6 protein-coding genes are annotated in these 6,043 nt (G+C 57.3%); 5 read left to right on the top strand and 1 reads right to left on the bottom strand.

What is annotated here, in order from left to right; all coding sequences use genetic code 11:
* The first annotated feature begins 129 nt into the window (after window positions 1-129).
* Window positions 130-858 carry an AAA family ATPase gene (locus tag ACR0LL_RS20810; protein WP_480442447.1) on the top strand — a complete coding sequence of 243 codons (729 nt, stop codon included), beginning with the start codon at window positions 130-132 and terminating at the stop codon, window positions 856-858.
* Window positions 859-860: 2 nt separating this feature from the next.
* On the top strand, window positions 861-1,061 hold the full coding sequence (locus ACR0LL_RS20805; RefSeq protein ID WP_480423912.1) for a hypothetical protein: 201 nt from the start codon (window positions 861-863) through the stop codon (window positions 1,059-1,061).
* Between the two features lie 230 nt (window positions 1,062-1,291).
* Here ACR0LL_RS20805 and ACR0LL_RS20800 read toward each other — a convergent pair whose 3' ends face one another.
* On the bottom strand, window positions 1,292-2,677 hold the full coding sequence (locus ACR0LL_RS20800; RefSeq protein WP_480424921.1) for an IS1182 family transposase: 1,386 nt from the start codon (window positions 2,675-2,677) through the stop codon (window positions 1,292-1,294).
* Window positions 2,678-2,984: 307 nt separating this feature from the next.
* Between ACR0LL_RS20800 and ACR0LL_RS20795 the strand changes: the two genes are divergently transcribed.
* The 3 genes from ACR0LL_RS20795 to ACR0LL_RS20785 all read left to right on the top strand — a co-directional run.
* Window positions 2,985-3,800 carry a type IV toxin-antitoxin system AbiEi family antitoxin domain-containing protein gene (locus ACR0LL_RS20795; protein ID WP_480423914.1) on the top strand — a complete coding sequence of 272 codons (816 nt, stop codon included), beginning with the start codon at window positions 2,985-2,987 and terminating at the stop codon, window positions 3,798-3,800.
* Complete coding sequence (locus ACR0LL_RS20790) at window positions 3,790-3,975, top strand: hypothetical protein (protein ID WP_480423916.1); 186 nt, start codon at window positions 3,790-3,792, stop codon at window positions 3,973-3,975. Before ACR0LL_RS20795 ends, ACR0LL_RS20790 begins: the two co-directional genes overlap by 11 nt.
* 333 nt (window positions 3,976-4,308) lie before the next feature.
* The coding region (locus ACR0LL_RS20785) for a S8 family peptidase (RefSeq protein ID WP_480589191.1) at window positions 4,309-6,043 on the top strand (1,735 nt) is incomplete at its 3' end.

Here is a 6,043-nt window from a genome sequence, read left to right as displayed (position 1 = left end):
CATGGATGCCGAGGCGCGCGCAAAGGCCCTGGCCGAGGCCGCCAATACCGAGCCGCGCAAACCCATTGAACAATGGAAACCGCCGACCCCCGAGGTGGTCAGGACTTTCACATATGCGGAGGAAGAGGATTGAGGAGCTTCGTCGAAACGGAGATGGCGGGCCGGGCGCGCATGATGTGCGAAACGGTGATGTCCGTGCCACAATACAGCCGCCTGGGTCAGATCACGGGTGATCCGGGCACCGGCAAGACCTCGGCGACCTACTGGCTGGCCGAGACGCTGGGGGCCATTCGTATCGAGGCCTGGGCAGGCATGAAGGAAAAGACCTGCCTGCAAGAGCTGGCGCATGCCTTTGCCAAGGCCGGATATCCCATCGATGCGAGCGGCACATCCAACACCCTGATCCAGCGCCTCATCCGGCAGGGGACCGAGGGCAAGCTGATCATCGTGGATGAGGCCAATCACCTGCGCTGGCCCACCCTTGAGATGCTGCGCTCGATCTCTGACATCGGCGGCGCGGGGCTGGTGATCGCGGGCACGGACTTGCTGGCCAGAAAGTTCATCCACCCGCAAATCCGGGTGTTCCTGGAGCAGTTCCGCCAGCGGATCGGCACCAAGAAGGTGGTGATGCAGCCGGTGCAGGAGGCGGGCGAGATGGCCGCCTATGTCCTGGCCCCGCGCTTCGGGAGCATCACTCAGAAGAGCGCCACGGCCTTTCTCAGAAAGACGGGGGGCAACTGGCGCTTAGCGATGGCCCTGGCCGATGCCTGCGCCCGCCTCATGGAGAATGAGGGCATCGACAAACTCGATGAGCGCGTGGTCGAGACCGCTGCCGCATGGATGGCGGGAGAGAGTTGAGGATGGCCGTTCCCGAAACCGTCCAGGAGCTGGTCTCCCTTGCCGCGCCCCATGCCCTTGATGGCGCGCCCTTCACCGCTGCGGACCGGCTGCACAAGGCCGCCGATGCTCGCACCGCCCACGCCATCCCTGCGGGGTATCCCAACCCACCGGGCTTGGCACCATTGGCGAGACCAGCACCCTCAGCGCAAGCGCAGGATTGAAGATCACGTTCATGGCATACTCCCATGCTCTAACGCCGGGGCACTCGGATCATGATCAGGCAGCGACCCTCGGTGCTTTCAACTCGTTGTTATTTCTGTCAAATTGGGCGGATTCTGTTGAAGAACTCGGTGCAATTGACTGCCAGATTATCGCTGGAGAACCAGCGCGAGTTGTTTGGTCCGGACGCTGGCCCAGTCGTCTCGCAAATGGGCTGATTTGGCGGGTCAGATCATCCCATGGCCTCCGTTTGGGCGGTCCTGGGCCTGAGCTTGGCGAGCTTTCTGAGGTTCTGTGCGATGGCAGCGAGCAGGAACTCATCTTTTGCCCCGTTCGGGCCGCGCAATCGCAACCTGGTCAGGTTCAGGATGCGTTTCAGATGCGCGAAGAGCATCTCAACTTTCTTCCGTTTGTCACGGCTGACCTTGTAGGCTTTCGTCTTCCGGCTCGATCGCGCGAAGTCCCGGGCGTCCTCGTGCTCTTCCCGGCTGATCGATCTGCAGATCGCATTGGGGCAGCACTTCTCTTTCGATGGGCACCCCTGACAATCGGATTTTAGAGCGCGATACTTTCGGGTGCCGCGGATGTTCTTGTCGCGATTGGGATCGGAGTAATTCCGGCGGAACTGCTTCAATGCGAAACCTTCGGGGCAAATGTATTGGTCGTTGGCCTCGTCGTATTCAAACTCAAAACGGGTCCATGCGCCGTCCTTGCGGTTCGAATGATCGATCACTGGAATGAAGGGGATGATGCCGCGTTTCTTGACCAGCCACCCCAAGTTGTCGCTGGATCCATAGGCCGTGTCCGCGGCAAGCCAATCCGGCCGGATGCCGAAGCGCTGTTCAGTGCGATCCAGCATTGTTTGCGAGGCACCCACCTCGGCCTGTCGGATCGCCCGCGTGGCTTCAACATCCATGATGACTGAGCTTTTTGTGTCGATCAGGTGGTTCGTGGCATAGGCAAAGTAGGGACGACTTTCCTCAGCTCGGGTCCACTGAGCTGCCGGATCCGACTTGGCGACGAACTTAGGTTGTACCGGCGAGGCTGCACCGAAGGCCGCATCGTCTAGCGTTTCAAGGTACTCTCTGGCCGCGCGATTGCCCGCAGCTCGAGCGACGTCTTCGCTCCAGTCCTTAGCCGCAATGGAACGGGCTTTGTTGGCATCCGCCGGTATCAGGCTGGCGTCGACAGCAAAGCCTTCGCCTGACACGAGGTCCTCCTTCAGGCAGCGCTCCACCGTCGCCTCGAAGATATGGCGCAGCATGTCGCTTTCCCGAAGCTTGCCATGGCGGCACCGCGAGAACGATGAATGATCCGGCACCTTGTCCTCCAAACCGAGCCGGCAAAACCAGCGATACGCAAGATTGAGATGCACCTCCTGGCACAGTCGTCGTTCGGACCGAATGCCCATCGCATAACCAATCACCAGCATCCGGACGATCAGCTCGGGATCGATCGAAGGGCGGCCCGTGTGGCTGTAAAAGGGCTTCAGCCTCTCCCGCATGTCGCCCATGTCGAGGAAACGGTCAATCTCTCTCAATACGTGATTAGGCGGCACATGTGCGTCCAAATCGAACTCATAGAACAGCTGCGCTTCAACCTTTTGAATGCCCATCATCGCCCGATCCTCCCAATCTCGATAAATCAAGTGAATCAAACGACTTGCCGCACTGCAACACAGAGTTCTTCAACACCATCGGCGGACTCCAGTCATTCGCTGCGAACGCGATTGCTCCTTCCAAGAGTCTGGATTGCGGCCATTCAAATGTGGAATTGCTTGCGACTCCGGAAATCTGGCCGCTATATTTTGCAGGCGAAAATTCATGAAATTCGCGAATTCCGGTATGCGGTATATACCGGAAGTATAGTACTATACTTAGATAGAAATTCGCTATTTCCGAGAATTTTGTGTACTCTAATGTAGTATGAACGATTCGAGACCACCGCTGGCTCGCGGGCGCGCCCGCCTCACTACAGTCATTCAGGCTTCAGGGGATGTCGTGCGTATTGACGATGCAGTGCGAGCTTTGGATATCGACCGTCACCAGGCCGCGAAATTACTCTCAAGATGGACCGCCCAAGGCTGGCTCAGGCGAGTTGGTAGCGGGGCATATGTACCTGTTCAGCTTGATCTTCTCGATGCGAGGCAGGTCTTGCAGGACCCTTGGATTCTTGTGCCGACGCTATTTGAGCCATGTTACATTGGGGGACGGACCGCTGCCGAGCATTGGGACCTCACCGAACAGATATTTCGCGATGTTCTTGTGTTTACGGCCCGCTCGGTTGCCGGCCGGACAGTCGAGCGGCAGGGTGCGGTCTTTACACTCAAGCACATCAAGAATGAGATGATATTCGGGACGAAAACGGTTTGGCGTGGCCAGACCCGTATTCCGGTGTCTGATATTAACCGCACAATCATCGATATGCTCGATGATCCCCGGGTTGGCGGGGGCATTCAACATGTCTCGGAGTGTTTTGATCGCTACCTACAGCGGCCTGATTGCAACCCTGATCTGTTGATCGACTACGCTTTGCGCCACGGAAACGGCGCGGTCTTCAAGCGGCTCGGTTTTCTTGCTGAACGCCACGAAAAGGGCGGAATAGTTGCCCGCAAAGCGCGCAAGCATCTCACCAAGGGGCATGCCAAGCTGGACCCGTCTTTGGAGTGTCCGCGTCTCATCACACGTTGGCGCTTGCGTGTGCCGGATAGCTGGATGAAGGACGCCCCGCATGATCGATAAGCGCGAAATCCTTGGACTTGCCAGTACGCAGGGCCTTACCCCGCACGTGGTGGAAAAGGATTACGCGCTTGGCTGGGCGCTCGCGGGTATCTATGCGCATCCTGAGCTATCTGAATCCTGGGTCTTCAAGGGCGGTAGACCGGATCGAATTATTTTGGATTTCGGACCGCCTTAATTTGGATTGATCCGGCTTCAATCGCTCGGTCTTTTCGTCTGGGTTGAGGTGGTGAAGCTCCTGCCACTGATCTCATGGCGTGCGCAGGCCGCACCATAGCCGATGTCTATTCAAACATAGGATCGGAGTATTTCACAATACAGTAACTGGGTTCTAAAGTTGGGCAGGAAACGAATGGCCCGCCTACCGAATGATCGGTCAGCAATCCTCAATATCCGCAATACATTCAGCTTGTTACTTGCGAGCCGGGTGGGTCGGGCGGTTCATCGGTATCAACGGCGCGCGGTCGCAACCGAGCAGTTACAATCTAACAGCTAAAGAATAGCAATCATCATGCGCCTGTTTAAGACGTTAGCCCTGACCACGACGGCCATTGTCACCTTTGCCACCTCCGTCGCGGCGAGTATCTACTCGGATCAACTCACCTCCTATTCAAATCAACAGGCCTTGCAATTCCTCGTCAGTGAGCATGCGCGCGATCCATCAACCTTCGAGGATGCACGCAAGTACATCCTCCTGAGCCGACCAGCGATTATGGAGGACTACCTCAACCAAACCTTAGACCGGGCACCAGACATCCGTAGTTTTTCCCTTTCGGAGCTAAGCACAGGGGAGACCTTCGGAATTGGTTCGATCGCCCTTGGGCTCGCCGCAGTTGGGCTTGCAGCTTCTCTCGCAGGCGGTGGTGGTGGAGACTCTGAGACAGGCTCCGGCCCAAATCCAGGCACCGGTATTCCAAACCCAGGTCCCAGCCCATCACCTTCTCCAAACCCCAGTCCAAATCCAAGCCCAGGTCCCGGCACTCCAAACCCGGGCCCCAACCCAGGTCCCGGTCCCAATCCAGGCCCCGGTCCCAACCCAGGCCCCGGTCCCAACCCAGGCCCCGGTCCCAACCCAGGCCCCGGTCCGGACAATCCCGCTTTCTTCCGGACCGAAGAATTCAACGCAAACTATGCTCTGTCTCTGATTGGAGCCGATGAAAAATACGCTCAAGGCTGGCGAGGACAGGGCATAAAGATTGCAATCCTGGACACAGGTATTGATATCGACAGTCCAGAATTCGAAGGGAAAATCGACTTTGAGAACAGCCACTCTTACTTTGTCGGAGACCCCGACGATATTTCTGAACCTGACGGTCATGGCCGTTCCGGTCATGGCACGCATGTTGCCAACATCGCTGCAGGCAGGAAAAACGGTCAAGGCCTGCACGGCGTTGCCTTTGAATCCGAGCTTGTCATCTTCAATGGAATAAGAAAACGGGGCGACTACACCGAATTTACGATTCCGATCGAGAGCATATGGGCTGATGCCATAAACCGCGCAATTGACGCTGGTGCGCATGTCATGAACAACAGCTGGGTTCGAACCAAAATTGTCGATGATTTCATCGTCGAAATGCCAATCACGGATTTCACAACTGAAACTCCGGACGAAAATAGCAAAAATCTCAAAGAATTTCTTGGCGACAAAACCATCACCGCCCTGAATAGAGCCAAATCCGAAGACTTGATGACCGTTTTTGGCGCAGGCAACGGCGGCCTGCCCGACGTCTCAGTCACTGCAGGCATTCCGGTCGTGCTGGACGATTATCTCGGTTACTTCATCGCCGTCGTTGCTGTCCGTGAAGACAAGAGCCTATGGCACTCCTCCAACCACTGTGGCGTCGCAATGCACTTTTGCCTCGCTGCGCCAGGCGCAGGTGTCATTATCATCCCCAACGGCAACGGCTTCACTCACTTGAACGGAACATCCATTGCAGCCGCCTATGTCACTGGCGCCTATGCCGTATTGAAGAGCCAGTGGCCACACCTGACAGCACCCGTAATCGCTGAGATTATGTTCGCGGCAGCCGAAGATCTCGGTGAGCCGGGTGTAGACGAGGTCTACGGGCAGGGTCTCCTTAATCTGGCCAACGCCATGCTTCCTATGGGTGAGCTTGTTGTCTACCAGGGGAACACCATCGAGGGCGAAGTGATCCCTCTCGCCGAAACGGGCATCGTCGCCAGCGGCGCCCTGGCGCCAGCCCTCAACCAGGCCCTCGCAGGGCAGACCCTGATGGTTGCAGATG

The organism is Ruegeria sp. AI2, from assembly GCF_056541275.1.
Note: the sequence above shows the minus strand (reverse complement) of the source record. Positions and strands in the feature narration are given on the sequence as shown.